At 53.1% G+C, this 20,940-nt stretch carries 17 protein-coding genes; 1 reads left to right on the top strand and 16 read right to left on the bottom strand.

Features of this window, described 5'->3' with window-relative positions; all coding sequences use genetic code 11:
* The 14 genes from GSQ86_RS23785 to GSQ86_RS03155 form a co-directional block, all read right to left on the bottom strand.
* Window positions 1–173 (bottom strand): oligosaccharide flippase family protein (locus tag GSQ86_RS23785; RefSeq protein ID WP_158748520.1); only part of this gene is annotated, 173 nt, incomplete at its 3' end.
* On the bottom strand, window positions 170–820 hold the full coding sequence (locus GSQ86_RS03215; protein ID WP_158748519.1) for a PIG-L deacetylase family protein: 651 nt from the start codon (window positions 818–820) through the stop codon (window positions 170–172). The genes GSQ86_RS03215 and GSQ86_RS23785, both read right to left, overlap by 4 nt.
* The gene (locus GSQ86_RS03210; protein ID WP_158748518.1) at window positions 817–1,638 is read right to left on the bottom strand and encodes a sugar phosphate nucleotidyltransferase; all 822 of its coding nucleotides are present in this window, start codon (window positions 1,636–1,638) and stop codon (window positions 817–819) included. Before GSQ86_RS03210 ends, GSQ86_RS03215 begins: the two co-directional genes overlap by 4 nt.
* A gap of 18 nt (window positions 1,639–1,656) precedes the next feature.
* A complete protein-coding gene (locus GSQ86_RS03205; protein WP_216840989.1) occupies window positions 1,657–2,931 on the bottom strand; it encodes a class I SAM-dependent methyltransferase in 1,275 nt (424 codons plus the stop codon).
* Window positions 2,932–2,967: 36 nt separating this feature from the next.
* Window positions 2,968–4,005 (bottom strand): NAD(P)-dependent oxidoreductase, encoded by a 1,038-nt coding sequence (locus tag GSQ86_RS03200; RefSeq protein ID WP_158748517.1) that lies wholly within the window; start codon window positions 4,003–4,005, stop codon window positions 2,968–2,970.
* 175 nt (window positions 4,006–4,180) lie between these two features.
* On the bottom strand, window positions 4,181–5,494 hold the full coding sequence (locus tag GSQ86_RS03195) for a DUF4910 domain-containing protein (protein WP_158748516.1): 1,314 nt from the start codon (window positions 5,492–5,494) through the stop codon (window positions 4,181–4,183).
* Window positions 5,495–6,025, bottom strand: coding sequence for a dTDP-4-dehydrorhamnose 3,5-epimerase (rfbC, locus tag GSQ86_RS03190; RefSeq protein ID WP_158748515.1), 531 nt, complete (start codon window positions 6,023–6,025; stop codon window positions 5,495–5,497).
* 3 nt (window positions 6,026–6,028) lie between these two features.
* On the bottom strand, window positions 6,029–7,318 hold the full coding sequence (locus GSQ86_RS03185; protein WP_158748514.1) for an ATP-grasp domain-containing protein: 1,290 nt from the start codon (window positions 7,316–7,318) through the stop codon (window positions 6,029–6,031).
* A gap of 49 nt (window positions 7,319–7,367) precedes the next feature.
* Window positions 7,368–8,630: an NAD(P)-binding domain-containing protein gene (locus tag GSQ86_RS03180; protein ID WP_158748513.1), complete on the bottom strand. Its 1,263-nt coding sequence runs from the start codon at window positions 8,628–8,630 to the stop codon at window positions 7,368–7,370.
* Window positions 8,631–8,709: 79 nt separating this feature from the next.
* The gene (locus GSQ86_RS03175) at window positions 8,710–9,984 is read right to left on the bottom strand and encodes a glycosyltransferase family 4 protein (protein WP_158748512.1); all 1,275 of its coding nucleotides are present in this window, start codon (window positions 9,982–9,984) and stop codon (window positions 8,710–8,712) included.
* 14 nt (window positions 9,985–9,998) lie between these two features.
* The gene (locus GSQ86_RS03170) at window positions 9,999–11,207 is read right to left on the bottom strand and encodes a hypothetical protein (RefSeq protein ID WP_158748511.1); all 1,209 of its coding nucleotides are present in this window, start codon (window positions 11,205–11,207) and stop codon (window positions 9,999–10,001) included.
* Window positions 11,188–12,501 carry a nucleotide sugar dehydrogenase gene (locus tag GSQ86_RS03165; protein ID WP_158748510.1) on the bottom strand — a complete coding sequence of 438 codons (1,314 nt, stop codon included), beginning with the start codon at window positions 12,499–12,501 and terminating at the stop codon, window positions 11,188–11,190. Before GSQ86_RS03165 ends, GSQ86_RS03170 begins: the two co-directional genes overlap by 20 nt.
* Window positions 12,502–12,592: 91 nt before the next feature.
* Entirely contained in the window at window positions 12,593–13,879 is a 1,287-nt protein-coding gene (locus tag GSQ86_RS03160; RefSeq protein WP_158748509.1) for a glycosyltransferase family 39 protein, read from the bottom strand.
* A 22-nt stretch (window positions 13,880–13,901) separates the two neighbouring features.
* Window positions 13,902–16,445, bottom strand: coding sequence for an oligosaccharide flippase family protein (locus GSQ86_RS03155; protein ID WP_158748508.1), 2,544 nt, complete (start codon window positions 16,443–16,445; stop codon window positions 13,902–13,904).
* A 437-nt stretch (window positions 16,446–16,882) separates the two neighbouring features.
* Here GSQ86_RS03155 and GSQ86_RS03150 point away from each other — a divergent pair, with 437 nt between their 5' ends.
* The gene (locus GSQ86_RS03150) at window positions 16,883–19,057 is read left to right on the top strand and encodes a hypothetical protein (protein WP_158748507.1); all 2,175 of its coding nucleotides are present in this window, start codon (window positions 16,883–16,885) and stop codon (window positions 19,055–19,057) included.
* Here the strand turns inward: GSQ86_RS03150 and GSQ86_RS03145 are convergent.
* Window positions 19,054–19,944: a polysaccharide deacetylase family protein gene (locus tag GSQ86_RS03145; protein ID WP_158748506.1), complete on the bottom strand. Its 891-nt coding sequence runs from the start codon at window positions 19,942–19,944 to the stop codon at window positions 19,054–19,056. The two genes, GSQ86_RS03150 and GSQ86_RS03145, sit on opposite strands and share 4 nt — an antisense overlap.
* On the bottom strand, window positions 19,904–20,920 hold the full coding sequence (locus GSQ86_RS03140; RefSeq protein WP_158748505.1) for a hypothetical protein: 1,017 nt from the start codon (window positions 20,918–20,920) through the stop codon (window positions 19,904–19,906). The genes GSQ86_RS03145 and GSQ86_RS03140 overlap by 41 nt, the downstream gene beginning before the upstream one ends.
* Window positions 20,921–20,940: the final 20 nt, after the last annotated feature.

Here is a 20,940-nt window from a genome sequence, read left to right as displayed (position 1 = left end):
AAAAGATTCAGAATGCCGGTGAATGCTGTAACCATGCCGACGAGCCCGAAATCCTGCGGCGACAGCATACGCGCCAGCAGCATCAGCGAGCCGATACGGAGCCCGAAGCTTGCCACTTGCGCCAAGACCCGCGCGAAGCCACCGCGAATTGTTTTTTCTTTCAGGTCTTTCATAGCGTCAGCTTTCGCCCGTAAAACGCCTCAGCGTATCCGCTGGGAGCATTGCATTCCATACCGCGCAGACGCATGAGCGCCTGAAATGTCGATTCGTCGAACCAGTGCTTCGTTCGCTGCGACTGGAAGGCTTCCATGAGGAACTGCACTTTCTTTGCAGCGCCTTCCGGTGTGAGCGGTACAAAACAATTCGGCTGCCCCATGTCGCCATCGTATTTCGGTATCTCGTATTCGAGAATCAGATGGCTGCGAAATGTGTTCCAGGCCAACTGCGATAACAAGCGATGGTCCTGATGAGCATCATTTCTGTTATGAGTAAAAATCAGATCAGGAGAAATGTTCTTTAACTCTTGCTCGAAGACGGCCTTTACATCGGCGCCGGCAAACGGCATAAATCCATCTTGAAAACTTTTCAACAACTGGCCCTTTAAGCGTTGGCCTGCAAACAACGAGGCTGCATGCTGCGCCTCCGACTCGCGAACACCGATAGCGCTGAATACCGCCCAGTGAAACTCGACTTCCGAATAACGTTCCGCCAATTGCAGGATCGTGCCGCCGCATCCGATCTCGATATCGTCGGAATGAGCACCAATACAAAGAACCTTCAGCGGCTTCCCTGCTTTTTGATCGAAGTTCAAAGAGATCATATGCCGGACGCGATCACCTTCGGCTCATTCGCGGCCGGAGTAGAAATTTTCTTCCAGACCTTCCAGGGCGCCTTGCCAATGTTGAGCTCTTCCAAGTGCTGCTTATCTTTAAAGGTGTCCATGCACTGCCAGAATCCCGGACAGTGATACGCCAGCAGTGCCTGCTTATCGATCAGCCGCTGGAACGGCTCGCGAACGAGCTCCTCGCCGGGTTGAATGTGGTCAAAGATTTCCTTGCGCATGACAAAGAAGCCGCCATTGATCCATATGTCGGTGCGCGTCAATGCCTGGACATCTTTCACCAATCCACCCTCTCCGACATTCACGATGTCGAAGCTGGCAGTCGGCTGCACCAGCAGCAGAGATGCGACGGCGGTGCTGTTTTGGAAGTTCTCAATCATCTCAGGAAGAGCCACGTCGCTGAGACCGTCGCCATAATTTGCGAGAAACATCTCTTCGCCCTGAAGATATCCTTCGACTGCCTTCAGGCGCTCGCCAATATTGGCATTGGCACCTGTTTCAACGAAGGTGATTGTCCAGTCGTCGATATCGCGATTCACATACTCAATGTGTCGGCCACCCTGCGACCAGACAAAATCATTCGATACGGCTTCGTCATAATGCAGGAAATAATCCTTGATGACGTTGCCCTTATATCCGAGGCAGATGATGAAGTCTTTGTGCCCAAAGTGAGCGTAGTACTTCATCAGATGCCAGAGAATGGGACGCGTGCCGATGGTCACCATCGGCTTGGGAACGTCGTCAGCATATCCGCGGAGGCGCATACCCGATCCGCCACAAAACAGAACTACTTTCATGATCGCTTCCTCTCCTGATTAGAGAATGGCCGCCCGCGGGATGGGGACTACAAACTGCCCGCCCCATGCGCGGATATACTGCAACTGCTCGACGATTTCGTTCTTGAGATTCCAGGGCAGAATAACCACATAATCCGGTTGTGTTTCGCGGATGCGGTCAGGGTGATAGATCGGGATGTGCGTGCCCGGCAGGAAGCGTCCCTGCTTGTAGGGACTGCGGTCCACGGTGTAGCTGATCAGGTCTTTGCCAATGCCGCAATAATGCAACAGGGTCGCGCTCTTTCCCGGCGCTCCATAACCCGCGACAGTCTTGCCTTCGCGGGCTGCACTGATAAGGAATTCAAGCAGCGCTAACTTCGTTTCTTTCACCTGTTGAGCGAAGCCGCTGTAACTCGCGACAGAATCGAGGCCAGCGTTCTCTTCAGCGGCGAGTACGCGGGCGACATTCGCTTCCACTGAATGAGTTTCTGCTTCCGCCCTGCAAGCGAATACGCGGAGCGATCCACCATGCGATGCCAGTTCTTCGACATCGAAGACTTTGAGACCGTGCGCCTCCATGATTTTGATCGTCGTCAGCAGCGAGAAATACGAGAAGTGCTCGTGATAGATGGTATCGAACTCGTTATGCTCGATCAGCTTCAACAGATGCGGGAACTCAAGCGTAAGTACCCCCTCTGGTTTCAACAAAATCTTCAGGCCTTCGACAAAATCATTCAGGTCGGGAACCTGGGCCAGCACGTTGTTGCCGAGAACCAGATCCGCCTGCCGACCTTCGTCTGCGAGCTTTGAAGCGATGCGCGTGCCGAAGAACTCGACGAGTGACGGCACACCTTTCTCCACGGCAACTTTAGCAACGTTCGCGGCCGGCTCGATTCCTAATACCGGCACATTGCGCTGAACAAAATACTGCAGAAGATAGCCGTCGTTGCTTGCCACTTCTACGACGAAGCTGTCCTGATTCAGCCCGAAGCGGGATTGCATGCGGCCGCAGTAAGTATCGGCATGTTTCAGCCACGAATCGGAATACGAAGAGAAGTAGGCATAGTCGCTGAAGATTTTTTCCGGCGTCTCATATTCATCCAGCTGAACGAGAAAACATTTCTCACACACGTAAACGTGCAGCGGGAAATACACTTCGCCGCGATTGAGATCGGCTGGCGCAGGATAGCTCTCGCAGAGCGGCGACATTCCCAGATCAACAAACGTGTGCTCAAGAGTGCTCCCGCAGAATCGGCAGGGACTGGTGGCAACCGCATCTTGCGGAGTTTCAGCGGCAATTGTCATTGTGGCCATAGATATTCTTTCGGTTCTCCAGGTTTGCGGCTGGACTCAGGCGACAACTGCTTCTGTCCATTGCAGAGAATTGTCAATCCGCCCTTCGCGCATCAACTGCTGGATATGCGCGATGCGCGTATAGCGTTTTTGCTCCACGTCGGCAAGAGTAAGGTTCGAGGCGCGATAAGCGTCGTAAAGCTCCTGCGCACCTTTCCGCGCATTCCATTGCGGCTGAAATGCTGGAAGCATACGGCTGATTTTGTCGCAATTGACGCGATAGCAGCGCTTATCGGGGCCGCCGTCGGGCGCGTATTCGATAGTGCAGCCGGGAACAACCTCGGCTACGATGTCCGCGAGTTCGCTGATGCGATAGTTCTCGAAGGTGAGACCGACGTTGAAGGTCTCGTTGTGAATGGCTTCCCTCGGTGCATCGAGCACAACAGCGATCGCGGCAATGATGTCGCGAATATGAACAATGGGCCGCCACGGCGTGCCATCACTCTTAATATAAATCTTTCCCGTTGTGTGAGCTGACGCTACCAGATCGTTCAAAACAATATCCAGGCGTAGCCTCGGAGAGACACCATACGCAGTTGCATTCCGCAGATAGGTGGGGCTGAAAGATTCATCGGCGAGCGGTCTGACATCACGCTCTACAAGAACTTTGGACTCACCATAGGGCGTTACCGGATTCAGAGACGCCGTCTCGTCCAGAAACTCATCTCCAGCTGCTCCATACGTGCTGCAGGACGACGAGAAGACAAACCGCTCGACTCCGGCTTCCTTCGCCAACTCGGCAAGGCGTACCGATGCAAGATGATTGATGTCATAGGTAAGAGTGGAGTTGAGATTGCCCAGCGGATCATTTGAGAGCGCAGCCAGATGCACGACGGCATCAAAGCCGGCAAGATCCGATGGCTTCAGGTCGCGGAGATCGCGGCGTATCTCGGGGATGGGAGCAGCCTTTTCGCCAAAGTCGCTTCCCTCATACAGATTTGAATCGAGGCCGATTACTTCGTGGCCAGCAGAGCTTAAAACGGGCGCGGCCACAGCACCGATATAGCCTTGATGGCCGGTCAACAGCACCTTCATGGAGCATCCCTCTTCGGAAAAAAATAGACTTTGGCCCGGACTAACGTGCGGATCGCATGCAACTACGGGAAACGATGCTGGGGGATGGAACTGGAGGAGATGAGGGGGAAGACTGATAATACCTTTGACAACAACTTATGGCAAGCGTTAATTCAGTGAATATCTTTGCAATATGTTACACACCTGTTAGAGCCAGTAATCCTGCTTCGCAAAGAACTTTGGCAGCAGCGCTGATTACCGGGAACGGCAGCGCTGAACGCTCTGCAATATCGAGCAGAGAGTGCTCTCCATCCGAGAGGTTCAAAACCCAAAGCCTGGCATTGATTTCCTTCCCGATTGACTCTCCGCCGGTGGAGCGATAGAGATTTCGTTTTCCCAGCTGGGGCTCGCAAAAAGGATTTTGATTTAGATATCTGCGGTTACTTTCGAGGATATCCACAATCGAAGTGCAAAGACGAAGAGAGGCAGCCAGCGACTCGGGCTGAATGAAATCAAGATTGTCTGCCGATGTGTGATATTCGGGAAACGTTCCCCACACGCTACGCATCAGACAACCAACAGGGAGATTGAAGCCCGGTGAGCAATATTGCCGCTCATCATATCCATAAGGCGAGTATTCCAGGAGCTCGGATTCTTCACCAGAATGTCCTAAAGCATGAGCTGCAGCGCGATCGACTTCGGCGGTTCCGCGCCGGCTCTTTTTGTAATGAAATCCGCCGCGGTCTCCAATCCCGGTCAATACCAGACCATGGCGGATCCGGCCGGTCATTTCATGATTGCGCGCGAGCCATGTAACGGCCCCGATTGTTCCAGGGATAAACAGAAAGCGGTAGGAATATCGCAATTTTCTTCCGGCGAGGTATTGCGCCAGGTGCGTGGCTACCGTAATACCAGACAGGTTGTCGTTAGCAAGTGACGGATGACATGCGTGTGTCGAAATCAGAACTTCTTCTTCTGATTCTCCGGGAAGATAACATTCGCCGTAAGTAAGGTGCCCGTCTTCTAAGGTCGAATCGATACAAACTTCATACTCGCCCTCTTCGAGCGCCGCCAGCTGGTTATGCGTCAGGCAGAACCCCCACTGCTCCTTGTAATAAGAGGTGCGATACGGAATCCAGTCGGGATGTTCGGGAATCGTAAAGAAATGAGGCCGCAGTTCGTCCAGCGTCATGTTGGCGCGAACGGAGGTGCTGTAATTCAAAACGTGAAGATTGCTCTGATGAAAATCTACAACTCTTGCGCCGGAAGAATTCTTGATATAGGCATCTCGAATATTCCATTCTTTAGGGACGGTCCAATCGAAGACATCCGTGCCGCTTGGCACTTCATGTAGTTCGAGCGGAATTTTTTTTTGAATACGTCGAAGCGTCTCGCGAAGCCCATCACCGGTAATGCTTCTGCAGATCGGATAAAGTTCCTTCGCGAAGCCATACAGATCATCGCCGGTAGCCAGATCGCCTTGTCGGGAGGTGTCGAGAGAAGTTTTCATTTACTCCACGAAATCCGGATAGGTGCGATCGCGTTCGGAGATGACCTCGACCGCCTCGGGCCACTTCACTTGAAAGACGGGGTCATTCCAGCGAACGCCGCGGGATGACTCCGGATGGTAAAACTCCGACATTTGATAAAAAATTTCTGTGTCGTCTGCCAATGTCAGGAATCCGTGAGCGCAGCCTTCCGGGATGTACAACATCTTTCGGTTACCGGCGCTCAATTCCACTCCCGTCCATTGCCTGTAGCTCGAAGAATGCGGTCTTAAATCGATGGCAACATCGTAGATCGCTCCAGCAATGCAGCGAATAAGCTTGGCTTCACCATGAGGTTCCGTCTGTAGATGCATGCCTCGCAACGTGCCCTTGCGGACATTGTATGAAATGTTGCACTGCGCTAACGCTGAATTCAATCCGTTCTCTTGAAATTCGTTCTTACACCAGGAACGGGCAAAGAACCCTCGCTCATCCTTATGTCTTTCAATCTCGATTTCAAAAACACCAGCAATTCTGGTTTCACGAAATATCATCTCTTACCCGGGTATGTGCGTGTGAAAGGTCGAAGCAGACGATACCTTTGTGCGATGCAGGCTATGGTTCAGCTGAAATAGAAAACTGCGCTCAGGCCATGGCGACAAAAATTCTTTAATCAAATCCGGTTCGTCGCGAGGAATATCCTGAAAGCAGGATTGCAAGAGAGCGTTCTCGCAGGCCCAGGCTTGCGGGAAATAAGCGATCATATCGTTTTCCGTTACTGGCGGCTCATCCACCATCTGCTTCCCTGTCAACTTTGCGCACAACGCGCTAATCATATCCCTACCGGCACCTAACCGTAGATGACAAACCGGAGTACTTCTCGGGTTCATCTCGATCAAATAAGGCTTGCCGCTGCCTTCTTCAATCATAAAGTCCAATCCGAAAAAGCCTGATAAGCGCAGGCAGCTGGCTAGGCTCCGGGCGCAATCGAGCATCATGGGACCATCAACGACGCGAACGATGCTTGCCGGACCTGTAGCCCCTACCGTGCTCACCACTTCCACAGCGATACCCGCGAGTACCTCGCCCTGCCAGCACAACACGCCGCAGTTTGCGGGCCTGCCCTCGATATAAGCTTGCGCAATCACCGCGGGCTTACGGCTTCGCCACCACGGTTGAAACCAGAACGGATCACGGTTGATGCACATCCGTTTTATCGCTCGCTTGAGACGAAATGGACGGCTCACATCGAGAAAGAATTGCGCAGCTTCTTCTTCGTTCGAAACAATGCGCACACCTCGTCCGCCCCAAGTTTCATCCGCTTTCAGCAACCATGGGAACGCCTGATTTTCTTGCCATGCTTTCAGGTCTTCCGGTGTCCGGATGGCGGCAGTTTGCGGGACAGGGAAGCCGTCGGCTGCTGCCAGTTGCAAAAGATCATAGCGCGAGGATGCTGTAGCAAAACTTACAGATGAACCCAAAGACCGTTCGATAAGCTCAGCTAGATCGCCAGCTGTTTCGCGCTGCGTGCTGACCCACTGCCACAATTCATGAAGATGCCGCACACCTCGGTCGTCGCACGGAACAATGAGATCCGGGCGGCTGTCCGCCACGGCGCGCATAAGCGATCGCCGCGGAGAAAGCGCGCTGTAACGATAGCTTTTACGTACAGCCGTCGTTTTCAACGCAGGGTGACCGTACATCGAGCAGACAATATAGACCTCGCATCCGGACCTGGCGAACTCGAGAGCCAGCCTTGCGGCGTAAGGACGGCGATCTGTATCGGTCAGCAGAATTCTGGGCGCTGGAGAAGACTGGCTTTCCACATTCGTAAATTGGGGATGCAAAATGGAATGACACCCTCAGGTGAAATAAGGTTACAGGATTGTTAAGAAATCAGCGGATAGCTACTTTTTCGTTTTCCATTGTTTCAAGAGTCGGGGACTCTTCCCGCGTTGTTTCTTGCGAAGCTGCCGTTGCCAGATGCGCGCACACGCGCTGCGCTGCGAAGCCCGCACCGAATGCGAAGCGCATCAGAGGCCCAAAGGTGTTCGCCGCTGAGGTTCCAACAAAATACAGACCTGGAACCGACGACATAAAATTCGAAGAGAGGACTGGAGTTTTCTCGACCGACTGAATGCTCCCTTGTATCTCCGGCGAGAGAAACTGCAGGCGTTGCAGATCAACTTTATATCCGGTTGCGGCGATCACATGATCGACCGCTAAGTGAGTCGGCTTCCCGTCGCTATCGATGAGGTCGATCTGAACGCGACTCTTGTCAACGTAAGCTGACTTCAGACTCATACCAAGGTGAAGAGGCATCTTTCCCACCACCTGCTCCTTGATGAACCATCCCGGTGCAGGACCGAGAATATTCTTTACCGCTTTCAGGCGGGTATTCTCAGGTAACCAGCGAAAAGCCCACGGAGTATTTACGCAGAAGAATAGCTTCCAGCCGGCGCCAATCCCCGTCGCCGGGGATGATGCGCGCTCGAACAACGTTCTCGGTTTCTTACTTGGCGGATTATGAAAGCGGATCGCAGATTTGCGAGCGATCACCTGCACCGAGGCCCCCGCTTGATGAAGAAGTGCAGCCAGATCAAGAGCCGACGCGCCTGCTCCAATGATCGCTACTTCCTTGCCACGGAATTTGCTGAGATCGGCGTGACTGGAGCTGTGGGTCAACGCCTCTTCAGGCAGTCCAGCAAGGACTGGCGGCACATGCGCGAAGTGGCTGATTCCCGCTGCAACAACAACCTTGTCAGCGATGACTTCTTCGCCATTATCAAGAAGAATGCTGAACCCATTGTCTGCCTGATCCACCGACATGACCATTCGGTCTTCAAGGCCGGGAACGAAGCGCCGTTGAAACTCCAGCCCATATTCGACGAAGGTCTCGATACGAACGGGCAGGCCGCTGTCAGCATATGGGATTTTGCGTTCGCGGCAATACTGCGCAAGCGTGAACTGGCCGCGTGGCTCATAAAGCGACGACGCAAATCCTTCTGACTTAAGACACATGCCCTGCGGCATCTGCGTCATCCAGGTATGCATGGGACGCCCGAATACGCGATGCTCGATGCCCACAGCCTTGAGATGCGCCGCAAGCGAGAGACCGTAGGGGCCGGCCCCGATGATGACGACAGAAGATTTGCTCATATTTCTTTCTCCAAAAAGGCTGGCCATTTTTTATTCAAACAATTTTGAAGGAGAAGTGCTGCGACCGGATGTTGTTCTTCTATGAATGGAAAGTGCCTTGATTCAGCGAAGCACTGGCTTCAGAGGCTTGTGTACCAACACGGCTATCCAGCGGAATCATTTGGCGTTTCCTCTTTGCGAAGGCCCGCTCGTAAGCAGCTAGAAGATTTTCGACTGAATATTCCCATGCCAGCCGCTCCTCCACTCGTTTGCGTCCTATAGCGCCCATTCTTTCCCGTTCTTCCGGACGTTCGAGCAACCAGAGAATCTTTTCAGCGAAGCTTCCGATCAGGTCATCGTGACCGCAATAGAGAGATGCTTCGTCCGCACTCACTCGTCCTTCTTTCAGATCAAATTGAACGATAGGTTTTCCGAGCGCCATATATTCCATGATTTTGATCATCGTGGAAATGTCATTCATCTCGCACGGCCTGTCGGGATTCACACAGACATCTGCAGTCGACAACACATCGAGTAATTGCTGGTCGGGAACTCTTCCCGTAAAATTTACCGTATCTTCGAGTCCCTTGTCCTTTACCATCTGGCGAAGTCCTGCCAGTCCGGGGCCGCCGCCGACACAGGTAAAATGCACATCCAGCCGTCCTTGATTCTTGAGGTGCTGGGCAACATCCACCAGAATGTCCAGGCCCTCCTGGATGCTCATGGTGCCAACATACCCGACAAGGTATGGCTTGCCATATTTGAGTGCTGGAACGGACGGCACAGGTTTGAACGTATTGAGATCAGGCCCGTTGCGGACTACAAAGACATCCTTTGGATCGAGACCACCGCGGCCGACAGCAATCGACTTATAGCTCTCGTTCGTTGTCATCGCTACGTCGCTGCAGGCAAAGGTCAGCTTCTCCAGCCAAACTTGCGACTTATAGAAGATGTCCTTGCGCTCGTACTTGGAATGGTAGAGTTCCGGGTTCGCGTCATGATGATCGAAGATGTATTTCACTCCGAACAATTTGAATGGGAGCGCTACCAGAAAGATGTTGTCCGGTGGGTTGCAGCCCTGAATCACCTGGAAGCCGCGCGTGAAGAAGATCCACCAGCTGTAAAGAAACTCCCACAGGAAAGCCCAGCCATACTCCCACAGGTATCCGAGCGGCGTGTTGCCTTCCTTCGGCATTGGATGGCGATAGATATGCACGCCATCAAGCAGTTCATATTTTTGGGTATAGCCCTTGACGCGCGGGCTTAGCACGCTTACCTCGTAGCCGTTCTCATGCAGTGCGCACGCCTCTTTCCAAACGCGGCCGTCGAACGGTACAGGCAGATTTTCTACGATAATGAGAATTTTTCTGTTCATTTGATTTTCGTTGACTACAAAAGTCGGTAAAGCCCCGCGAGGGCGCTCAGCATAGTCGCCTGGCCCCAGTGCAAAGTCGGTGTTTTATTCACCAGCCACGGTGAATAGCGGCGATAGTAAAAATATCCGGAACGGTCCTGCATGTTGGTTATGGTCCATTGTGCGACTTTCACAGCGAGCGGCAGGCTTTCAGGATCGAGATCATGAAAGAAAACCAATGTGTCAATTGCCTGGGAGGAGCACTGAATGTCGAGGGGAAGTGTTTTGTGGTCATAGTAACGCGGAGTTCCGTCCTCGAGAAAGAATATTTTCTTCCAGTAGGCGTAGCCATTCATCATGTTCTGCTGGAAACGGTCGTCTCCGGTGCCGTGGGCATAGTGCTTGAAGCAGTCCAGCACATAGGCGGTATGAAAATTGTCGACCCAGTGAAGATTCTCATTCTCCCCGTAATACCACGACGAATCCGCCCTCTGATGTTGCGCCGTGTAGCGGATGGCCTTCTGCGCCAGATCCCGGTATGAGTCGTCGTGGGCATGCGAATAGGTACGGGCCAGCAGGCTGGCTCCGAGCGTGTTCGCATTATGCACTTCGCTGATCCGGCCGGGAATGTAGCTAATGCAGACACCGTTGCCGTGCGCAGTCTTATTCAGGTCATTTACGATGTGCTCGCAGGCGCTGATCGCCGTCTTCAAATAACTGACATCATGGAAGTACTCGTAACCGTCAAGAAATGCATGGCCGATAAGCGACGTCCACACGATGGTGGGCGTGTTCTTGGGCAGGTAAAACGTACGCGACTGGTAATCGAAGTGATTGCCCCAGCACGCTCCGCTGTACCCCTCGGCCTGATGCTCCGTCAGCCATTGCAAGGCTGACTTGGCTTTTTCGGTCCACTGTGGATCGCCTGTCGCCTTGTGGAGACGGATGAAGCCACGCGCCAGAAAGCCCATTCCTTTAGTCGAACGGCTCTTCTCCACGCCGAGCAACGGACGCAGGTTGACGGGAAAACGCCGTACTCCCTGCAGCAGGGCAGTCCTTAGAAATTCATTCTCAAAAGTGAGTGGCCGCACATATTTTGCGCTCAGGCCGTCGAATGTATCGTAGCCTCGATAGTCGTTTTCTTCGAGCCAGCCTGTGAGCCTTTGGATCGACTCATGGATTTGTGCTTTCACTGCAGCGCCCGCATTCGGCGCCGTCACCACATCACCAGCAGATACCGTCATACTTGCCATTGCTGCTCCTCTCCTCGCTGATTCTTACAAAATCTACAAGCATTTGTCCGTCACGCAAGCGGTGCGGAACGTTTTCGAAGTCCGGATCCTTATTACCGATAACAACCGTTTCCGCATGATCCAGCACATCGGCCATATCATGCACCATCAGCTTGGAGATATGGGGAATGCGATTGAGGATGAAATCGCGATTGGCTCCGACAAGGCAGGCGAGTTTCACGTTTTTGTCATAAATGCGCAGATCGTAACCCTTGCCGATCAGGTGCTCAATCACTTCAATCAGCGGGCTCTCGCGCAAGTCATCCGTCCCTGCCTTGAAGCTGAAGCCCAGGATGCCGACCCGCGTATGCCCCTTATCCTTAATCAGCTGCAGGCCGCGTGCGATCTGTAATTCGTTGCTGGGCAGAATGGATGTGAGGATCGGCAGCTGAAGGTCGTGCATCTTTGCCTGGTACGAGAGGGCTCGCAAATCCTTCGGCAGGCAGGAACCACCGAACGCGAAACCGGGCTTGAGGTAAGCCGGCGAGATGTTGAGTTTTCGATCCTGGCAGAAGATATCCATCACGGCATGTCCATCGATGCCAAACGACTTGCAAAGATTTCCAATCTCATTGGCATAGCCGACCTTCAACGCATGCCAGCTGTTATCCACATACTTCACCATCTCGGCCGTTTCGATTTCTGTCCGAATCAGCGGCGCGTCGAGATGTTCATACAATGCCGCCAGCATGTCGCCGCTTCGGCGATCCAATTCGCCAATCACCGTTTTCGGCGGGCAGCGGAAGTCCTTTACAGCAGAGCCTTCACGCAGAAATTCGGGATTATTGCAGACCCCGAAATCGATGCCGGCCTTCTTGCCGGAAAATTCTTCGAGTGTTGGTATGACAACTTTGCGCATCGTGCCCGGAAGTATAGTGCTGCGAATCACGATAGTGTGTCGCGCAACTTTTTCTCTCAGAGCTTCGCCAATCTGCTCGCAGATGCGACGAATGTATCGCAGATCAAGATTCCCGTTCGCCTGGCTTGGAGTGCCTACGCAGACGAATGACAGCTCCGTCTGGCAGATGGCGCGAATCGAATCGTCCGTGGCCCGGAGCAGCCCCGCCCTGGAGGCTGCTGCAATAATTTCGCCGATCTCGGCTTCAATAATCGGCGACTGACCGCGATTGATCAGCTCAACCTTGGTGCCAACCGGATCGACTCCAATGACCTCGTGTCCCTCATTTGCCAGGCATCCTGCCGAAACAGTTCCGACATATCCCAATCCGAAGATACTGATTTTCAAAACAAATTCCTTTCGCTATGGCACGAAGGGGTCCTATCCGCGCCGCAGATTTCTTTATCGGCAAACTTATGCCGAGGAACGATTCGGGGGATTAGACTGCTGTCGCCGTGGATGGTTTTTGCTGCGCAGTCGCGCGCAGTCGAATTTGGGAGAGAATATTGACCATCCAGTATGACGTTGCCATTATAAGCAATGGCGTCATCGCGTGGTAGAAACGCGGCTGGCTGGTGGTGAGGTAATAAGCTACCGGATAAATCAGCAGGCATCCCCCAAACATAGCGGCGGCCGGTATGCCGCGCCTGAACATCTGGCCAATTCCTAACAGTCCGAGCAGGGTGAGAGCCGATGTGGAGATGATGACCGGCCAGCTGTTAGCGAAGCCTTCGATCGGCTTAATCCAGGCACCGGTCCAATAATTTACGATTCGATTGACAGTAGAGAAGGCAAACCTGCCGTGATGCGTGCTCAGATACTGGGCGTTTGCAACACGCTCTTCTTCCATAAACTGCGATTCGCCAACTTCCTGCCAATGCTGATTGATGGAGGGAGTGTTGGACGGATGCAGCGCCTCAATTTTCTGTCCGTATGAGAACTCATTGTTGCCGATACGAAACTCGAGTGGAAAATTGGAACGCAACATCACTTTGCCGAACTGATGGTAATTCCGCATTAACCACGGCGAAACCAGAACCAGGCAGGTTAGCGCGCCGAGGCACGCCGGAAGTAAAACTCGCGCGCGGCTTCTCCACAATGCGGCGATTGCAAAGGGCAGTATAAGAACAACGAGCGATGTGTTCGTTAGTCCCGCGATCGCCAGAAGTGCGCCCGTAGCCGACCAGCGCGCTATCGATAAAGAATCGCGTAATGGAAGCATGGTCCAGAGCAGCGCTGCGACCAGCAAACCGGAGAGCGAGGTCTCCCAGACTTTCGCGGAGGTAAAGAAAATATTCAATGGGAAGACTGCCCATAACAAAGCTGCGAGTTTTCCCGTGGATTCCCCGACCGCATCCCGTCCGCAGAGATAAAGAAACAGGCAGGTCAAACTGGCAAACGCACTTTGCATGATGCGAACCGCGATGGCCGAGCTCGTCGAATACACTCCGAACAGCTTGAAAATCCCCGCCAGCAGCACTGGATAGACTGGACCGACGATAGCCGTGGGGCCCGTCGGCAGTGGAAGGGGAGACGCAAAACCTTTTCCTTCGTCAATCGAGCGGGCTACTCTGCCCATCTCCCAGCCAAATCCGAAGTGATCCGTATCGTCCTCAACAACGCGATAGCTGCTAGTCGCAAACGTTACCGACAGCCGAAGGGCAAATGCAAAGACAATAACTGCAACCAGAAAAAAGTTCGTGCTTCTTCCCGTGGTTTTCGTCATGATGAATTTTTCTGTGTTCACGCTATCTCGCATGGCGGCCCTCAAGAACGAAGAGGGCTTTATCGAAATAACCTTCGAGCCGCCATCGGAGCTTGCGAACAAGTTGCTGCACCGGCTTGACCCGATCCCACCCAAAGAGTTTCTCGATCCAGACATACTTCCACGAGAGAGTCGGAGCGCCGAGCTCGAAACCCGATTCGGCCGCGATCTGTTCCGCCATTTCGAGAATCCTATGCTGCTCTGGATAAAAGTACATCAACGAGTCGCGCAGAAACTGCAGGCAGGCAGCTTTCACTCTTGGACTCTCCTCCAGTGAGCGCAAATACTGAATGTGCAGCTGCATGGCGAGCCAGTGTGCCTCGATCTTCGCTGTGGACCGGCCCACATGGCTCAAGCTGTCGAACTTGAAAGTGCGATAGAAAACCTTCGAGCCCGGCACAAAGCGTACACCTTCGCTCTCCAGGAGGACACGGCAGAAGTATTCTCCATCATCATCGCCCAGCAGACGCGTGTCCCAGAGGCCTGCCGCTTCGGTGAGCTTACGGCTTACGAGCCAGGTGCTCGTCTGCATGAAGATGTTCTGCTCCATTTTGCGCAACAGCCACTCCACGCGAGAAAGATCATGCCACAGCGCGGTGGGTGTGAACTGCGCGCGATAAGGCCGATACATAAAGCTTCCCCACTCCGAGGAAAGCAGAATCTCCGGGCCAGCCCCCTGCTTCACGACTTCCAGCTGCAAAGCAATCTTGTCGGGAGCGAGCAGATCGTCCGCGTCCAGCCACTGAATGTAATCCCCCGTACTTTGAGCAAAGGCATTGTTTCGTGATGCCGCCGCTCCCTGATTCTTTTGCGAGATCACGCGCACGCCGTTAGCTTCAAACTGTCTGGCGATCTCAAGCGTCTGGTCCTTCGATCCATCGTCCACAACGATAATTTCGACGTGCGGCCATGTCTGCGCCAGAGCCGATTGGATGGTGTCTGCGATCCATTTCTGAGCGTTATAAGCAGGAATGAGTATGGAGACCAGCGGCATATAGTTTTGTTTGCCGGGCATCTGCTGATCAACGGTTTCCACGGTGTGCTCCTCTGAAATTTGGGCAATAAGGGAGGAGTCTTCACTTGCCATTGCTCGTGACCTTGGAAGCATCTCAAGCGCCAGTGCAAACATCTGAGACAACGGAGCCAATCCGCCGTGCAAAAGCACCAAAGTACCGAGATATAAAAGGCTGATCCAACTGGAGATGATCGCCAGGCGGCACATCGCGCCATGTGTTCCAGGCATATATGCGAAGGACGGCGCCAGACGTAACAGAGCCATCGTCGCGACCACGGTGATCAGAGATGCGGCAATATATCTCCACAGTGCCGCGACTATGCTTCCCACCCGGAGACCAATGGGCCGGCCCGCATACCAGAATGCCGGAATTGTAAGCAACCAGATCGACACGGTCCATGCAACGGCTATGCCTCTTGGCCCCCAATGCAGAGCGATCAGGAACAGCAGGAAGGTCACAATAAACTCGACGATCGTCCAGCGAAACCAGCGGTCGGCTCTTCCTATGGATAGATGGATCCAGGTATGCGTCGCATAGATGGTCATAATCCCTATCCCGGGCGCAAAGTAGGTAAATATATTTCCGGATTCGCTCCACTTCGTTCCCAACAGCACACGAATCAGGTCCCTGCCTTCCACCGTAAGGCAAGCAGCCATGCCCATTCCCATGAAGGCAACAACCGTCAGTGCGCCGAAGAGATAGCGCCGATATTGATCGGAGCCGGGCCGAACGCGGCTAAGCGTAGCCAGTACGACCACAGTAAGAGACGACATCAGCTGCGTTGTTGAGAGCGCAAAAAGATCAAATGCCTTTTTATAAAATCCCAGCGCCTGCGCCTTAAACCGCCAGCCAACGAGCAGGTTGTCGGTGTTGCGCGAAAAATAATTTACGCAGAAACTTCCATAAGCGTGCAGAGCGAAACGCAGAGTATGGCGGACATCCGCAGCCTGACGCGGCAAGCCAGGCAACCAGCGACATAATAAGAACGCTCCCGTTGCGGTGCTGACCGGAAGAACGACGATACCGGCTACAAGGGCCCAATAACCCCAGCCCATGAACGCTAACGCGATCGATACAGTTACAGCGATCAAACGCGCCACGATGTCGTTCACCGATACTTCGGAGAATCTCATCCCCCGCTTAAGCAACGCTAAAGGCACCACCGAAATGCCGGTAACAACGATCGAAAGCGAGATGCCAACTGTAATCGTTCGCAGAACAGGCTCGTGATAGAACCCGGCAATTAACGATCCAGCAGCAGAGAACGCTACGGTCAGCAGAAGTCCGGAGCCTGCGTTTACCCAGAAAAGCGTGCTCGCCTGCGGACGCGTCAGCTCTTCCTTCTGCACAATGGCTTCCGTCAACCCGTTATATCCGAAGTTGACCAGAAGAAGGCTGAGCGTTGTAACCATGGTTACCAGCCCGAAGTCCCTGGGAGTGATCAACCTGGCCAAAACGACTGTGGAGACGATCTGAACCACGAGCCCCATTCCGCTCGAGAACAGAGTCATGCCGGCGCTGCGTACTGCCAACCGAACAAATTTCGAGTCTCCTTCTTCTACGGGAGAGCGGAAAGAGCCCACACTATCAAAGGACTTCATCATCGCCCCCCCGGGAGATTCTTCAACCGGTTCGGATTAGGTTTTATCGGCAAGTTTAACAATCTGGGAAAGTTATTCAAAATATAGGGACAGAGATTACTAGCAATTATGGTTGAATCGGTCTGAATGGACATGAATATTTTGCGAATTATTTGCGTCAGTCTGAACTTCTTATTTGGTCTCTTTGGGATCGCGGAGTAATATGCACGAAGACCTCAAATTTCACCGTGCCTAGCTGGTAACTACTCTTTAGTCAAGATGACTATAGTTCCATCGGTTGTAACCAAAGTCATCTGACGGGTACACTTGTTCATACACCCCAAATCACCCCCAGCCGGGAGGAAATTTTGCTTCCTAAGCGTACTTTTTTTGTCTTCGCTTTAGCGTCATTCATTGCATTTTTGTCTTTTTCAGTAGCAGCAGTCGGCCAATCCTGGTCTGGTGTTCTGGCGCCTAGCCGCGCCGCCGACTGGCAAGACTACGCAGGCATTCCTGGATATAGCAGTAAAGGAGCCTTACCTTCAGACAATTGGCCTCAATCGGGATCAACCATTTCCGCCTGCGGATCGAGTGGGAGTCCAGTAACAGCTGAATCTTGCGGAATCGCTGATGCTTTAGCCAAAGCGAACGGCAAGAGCAAGTATGTGCTGCTCGGACCAGGGACGTTCTATCTGTCCGACGGCTTGTGTCTGCACGGCTATAACAACGTAGAACTCAGAGGTTCCGGTACCGCCGGATCGAACCTCACCAAGCTTGTCTTCTCTGGCGCTGCTACTTGCCAGGGTGGCAACGGATCGGCGCTCATAGGATTTCAAAGCGCTGACACCACCTATCCGGCAGCCAATCTTGCAGCTGTCTGCACTGCGACCGATGGCTTTTCGCAAGGGTCTAGTTCACTCACCATCGGAAGCGGTTGCAACCAATCGATCACTGCCGGCTCGACAGCCGTCATCCTTGATCAGTGCGACACCGGCTATTCCGGTTCACCATGCTCCGGTTCGGCAAAAGATAACGGCAACTACTTCGTCTGTGGCGATAAATACGATCCTTCCGGGACAGGCTGTTCGGAAAATGGTCCTGATTCCGGCCTCGCTCGTCCCGAACGCTTTCAGGCCGAGTGGCATATCGTATCTTCCTGCAATCCATCCTGCGGTAAGGGAGGTGCCTCGACTCTGACGCTGGCCGAACCGATCCTCCACCCGAACTACTCTTCCGGACAAACTCCTCAGGTCTATCTTGTCCAGCTATCGCAGTATCTTGGCGTGCGCAACATGGTCATCGACGGAGGCGCCACAAACTCGACGTCAGGAATTTCGTTCTACAACACTGCATACCCATGGGTAAAGAATGTAGCCATCCTTAATCCCTACAGCATCGGTGTTTACCTGACTCAGGACGTGCATGGCGATGTTGAATCCACTTACTGCTACAACGCCGGGCAAAACTCAACCGCATCCGATCCATCCTGCTACAACCACACCGGGGCATTCCATGTCATCGCAAACAATATCTGTCAGCAGGTTCGCGTTTGCACAATTGGAAACGGCACCGAGATTGGTTCGGTCATCGGATATAACTTCGGAGTCGATGCTTATACCGGCGACAGCTTCATGTTTGGCAACCTGGAAGATTGTCACTCCGATGGCTGCGACTTCAACCTGTATGAATCAAATGTGATGTATCAGGCCGTGCAGGATCAGGTCCACGGAACGCATCTTTCGCAGACCTGGCATCGTAATTTCTTTACCGGCTGGGAATCATGTTCGAATGGACAGTGTGGAACGGATCCTTCGATCTTTAACAGTAGTGCTGCTGACGTCCTTTCATACAATCGCTATGGCAACTGGACAGCGAACGTGCTGGGCACTCCCGGTATCCACACGCTCTATCAGGATCTAGCTGGGCCTTCTGCTTTCGTTAACAACACGATCTGGTTGATTGGTTCAGGCAATGGAGGCGTTTCACCTCCTATTGCCGGAGACCCGATCGTCGCCGCAACTACTATGCGTTGGGGCAACTACGATGTTGCAAACAACGCTGTGCTCGAGTGCACCGCTACCAAAACGCCCATCTCCGCCTGCACCGCAGATGAGCGCGCTGAGTCAGCTTCCGTATATCAGGCGCTCGCAAGTCCGAGCACTAACTTTCCGCCCTCGTACTACTACTCATCTCGTCCGAGCTGGTATTCCTCATCCACTCCGTTTCCAGCGATCGGCCCCGATGTAAGTAACGGCAACGTCGGCCTGGTTGCCGGAACCCTCAATGCAAGTGGTCATCAATCAGGCAATGCAGCTATCGTCGGCGCCTCTTACGCTGGAGATACTGTCAATACCGCCTGGGCTGGACACGTCAACGCAATACCGGCAATGAACTGCTACCTCAGCGTCATGAAGGGTCTCCCGGATGGCACCGGGTCAGCACTCACCTTTGATGCAAGTGCATGCTATGGATCGGGTGCGACCAGCACACCTGCTGCTGCACCCGCAGCTCCCACCGGAGCGACCTCGGTCGTCGTCCACTAATTGGATACAGGCAAGCGGCGATTTTCAGAGGTCTCCGCTTGCCTGTGTGTTTGTCGAATCACATCTGCACTGACACCGCGAATTGTATCCAGAGCTTTGGCCACCGGCAGGATTCGCGCGCCTGATTCCGCTGCATACTGTACTACCTGCTCAAAAAACTCCGGCGTGCATCCATACGGACTGGGATTTGATTCCACGTCGTGTGTTGCAAAGATAAGCCAGCCTAGCTCTTCACGATTGCGGTCAATCAAATCCTTCACCGTCTGTATGCGCCCTCTGCTTTGCTCCAGGAAAAAAGAAGAAAGCTGATTGAGGTCAGCGGTTCCAGCATTGAATGTTTGACCTCCAGCGCGGCAGCAGGAAAAGTGCTGCGCAATATTGCGCTTTGTCAGCGGACGCGGCTCGCTGATGGGATAAGAGATCGACCGAAACTCTGCTCCCGGAATAAGTTCTTCAAGAACGCTCTTGTTCTTGAGGACGGACGCTTCAAACTTGTCCGACGGCGTGTTCCAGGAATGGCAATGGGCAAAGGTGTGGCAGCCAAGCTCATGGCCCTGCTGCAGAAGATTAATCAAATCGTCTTTTACGCATATCGGTCCCGACGGAGAATCTCCGCCCAGTAAACCCAAGGCAACATAGTACGTACCCGCCGCGCCGTAGTCTTGCAAGATTCTTCCGGCCGTCAGCAATGCTGCACGAGGAAAATCATCGAATGTAAAGGATATGATCGGATCCGGCGTGCGAACATCCAGCGGACGTCTAAAAACAAGCTTGGCGGAATTTCTCCTATAGTAATTTCCCGCGCGCTTCCAGCTATGACTTAATAACATGTTGGTTACGTTTCTTCTACTGTGCGGTGAGATATTGCCGGAGACGGTCAGCGACATCGAGCGAGAAAGCTGCGGCACCGGTGGCGTTCAAATGCTGCGAGTTGTAGAAGAAGCTGGTATCACTGTCGTGTGGCCAGTCGCTGTAGTCCCACATGGGAATATTGTATTGTTCGGTAAATTTCCGGAAATGATCGAATATTTCTGCGCGGTTGCTCGTCATCATCTGCATCTGCTTGTATTCAGGCGAGTAGATGAATATCAAATCGATGCCGTTCTTTTTGCATACCTGGATCAGGTCTTCGACATCGGCAACTCCGGCTGGCTCAATATCAAAGCTCACTTTTTTAGGATTGGCGGCTTGATATCTTTCAAAATCGCTCGACCAGCTTCGATAGCGCGGATTGAATCCTAGAAAATAATCTTCTGCTGGGGAATGCCCAAAGAAAGCCTCGATACCGTGCACCCATGTGTAATTCATGTCCTCTACGACATAGCCATACAAAGGCAGATACCGGCTCTTCCATATTTCCGGATTGATCTTGCGCAACGCATCGTAAAGCGCCCGGTCATAGAGGTAAGGCATATACTGCGCCGGGTTGAATACCTCATGAGAAGTTACAAAGGCGAAGGCATCCAGATTGAAGAGGACGGTATGGGGCTTGCGATTATGTTCGAGATAAGCCTTGAAAAAGGCGACCTGCATATCCGTTTGTGTTCCATTGATCCCGAGATTGTAAGCACTGTGTCCCGTTACCGCCTCAATGGTACGCGGGTCGTATTGAACCGACGCTCTTGATGAGCCGACTACGACGATATCCGCATTCACCTTGCCTTCCATGACCTGGTTCCAGGAACCGAAGGCTGAAGTTTTCGTTCGCCGGAGCCCACTGGTGATCATCGCGTTCATCAGGAAGAACAACACAAGAATCATGCCAAAGAAACAGGCAAGGCGAAGCACTCCCGAGAATCGATGCTGTACCTGATCAGGGTCCACAGATCCGTCGACGGGAGCCAACTCAAGCTCATCAGACACGGCATACTGCCGCTCCATGA

This window comes from Acidobacterium sp. S8, assembly GCF_009765985.1.
Lineage (GTDB): Bacteria > Acidobacteriota > Terriglobia > Terriglobales > Acidobacteriaceae > Alloacidobacterium.
This window is presented reverse-complemented; position numbering and strand designations above follow the sequence as displayed.

What these genes read in the sequence shown, in the direction of transcription:
- GSQ86_RS03215 (WP_158748519.1), bottom strand. Translation starts at nt 820, where the DNA reads ATGATCTCTTTGAACTTCGATCAAAAAGCAGGGAAGCCGCTGAAGGTT.
- GSQ86_RS03155 (WP_158748508.1), bottom strand. Translation starts at nt 16,445, where the DNA reads ATGACTCTGTTCTCGAGCGGAATGGGGCTCGTGGTTCAGATCGTCTCC.
- GSQ86_RS03195 (WP_158748516.1), bottom strand. Translation starts at nt 5,494, where the DNA reads ATGAAAACTTCTCTCGACACCTCCCGACAAGGCGATCTGGCTACCGGC.
- rfbC (WP_158748515.1), bottom strand. Translation starts at nt 6,025, where the DNA reads ATGATATTTCGTGAAACCAGAATTGCTGGTGTTTTTGAAATCGAGATT.
- GSQ86_RS03205 (WP_216840989.1), bottom strand. Translation starts at nt 2,931, where the DNA reads ATGGCCACAATGACAATTGCCGCTGAAACTCCGCAAGATGCGGTTGCC.
- GSQ86_RS03200 (WP_158748517.1), bottom strand. Translation starts at nt 4,005, where the DNA reads ATGAAGGTGCTGTTGACCGGCCATCAAGGCTATATCGGTGCTGTGGCC.
- GSQ86_RS03210 (WP_158748518.1), bottom strand. Translation starts at nt 1,638, where the DNA reads ATGAAAGTAGTTCTGTTTTGTGGCGGATCGGGTATGCGCCTCCGCGGA.
- GSQ86_RS03175 (WP_158748512.1), bottom strand. Translation starts at nt 9,984, where the DNA reads ATGAACAGAAAAATTCTCATTATCGTAGAAAATCTGCCTGTACCGTTC.
- GSQ86_RS03170 (WP_158748511.1), bottom strand. Translation starts at nt 11,207, where the DNA reads ATGACGGTATCTGCTGGTGATGTGGTGACGGCGCCGAATGCGGGCGCT.
- GSQ86_RS03160 (WP_158748509.1), bottom strand. Translation starts at nt 13,879, where the DNA reads ATGACGAAAACCACGGGAAGAAGCACGAACTTTTTTCTGGTTGCAGTT.
- GSQ86_RS03145 (WP_158748506.1), bottom strand. Translation starts at nt 19,944, where the DNA reads ATGTCGCTGACCGTCTCCGGCAATATCTCACCGCACAGTAGAAGAAAC.
- GSQ86_RS03180 (WP_158748513.1), bottom strand. Translation starts at nt 8,630, where the DNA reads ATGAGCAAATCTTCTGTCGTCATCATCGGGGCCGGCCCCTACGGTCTC.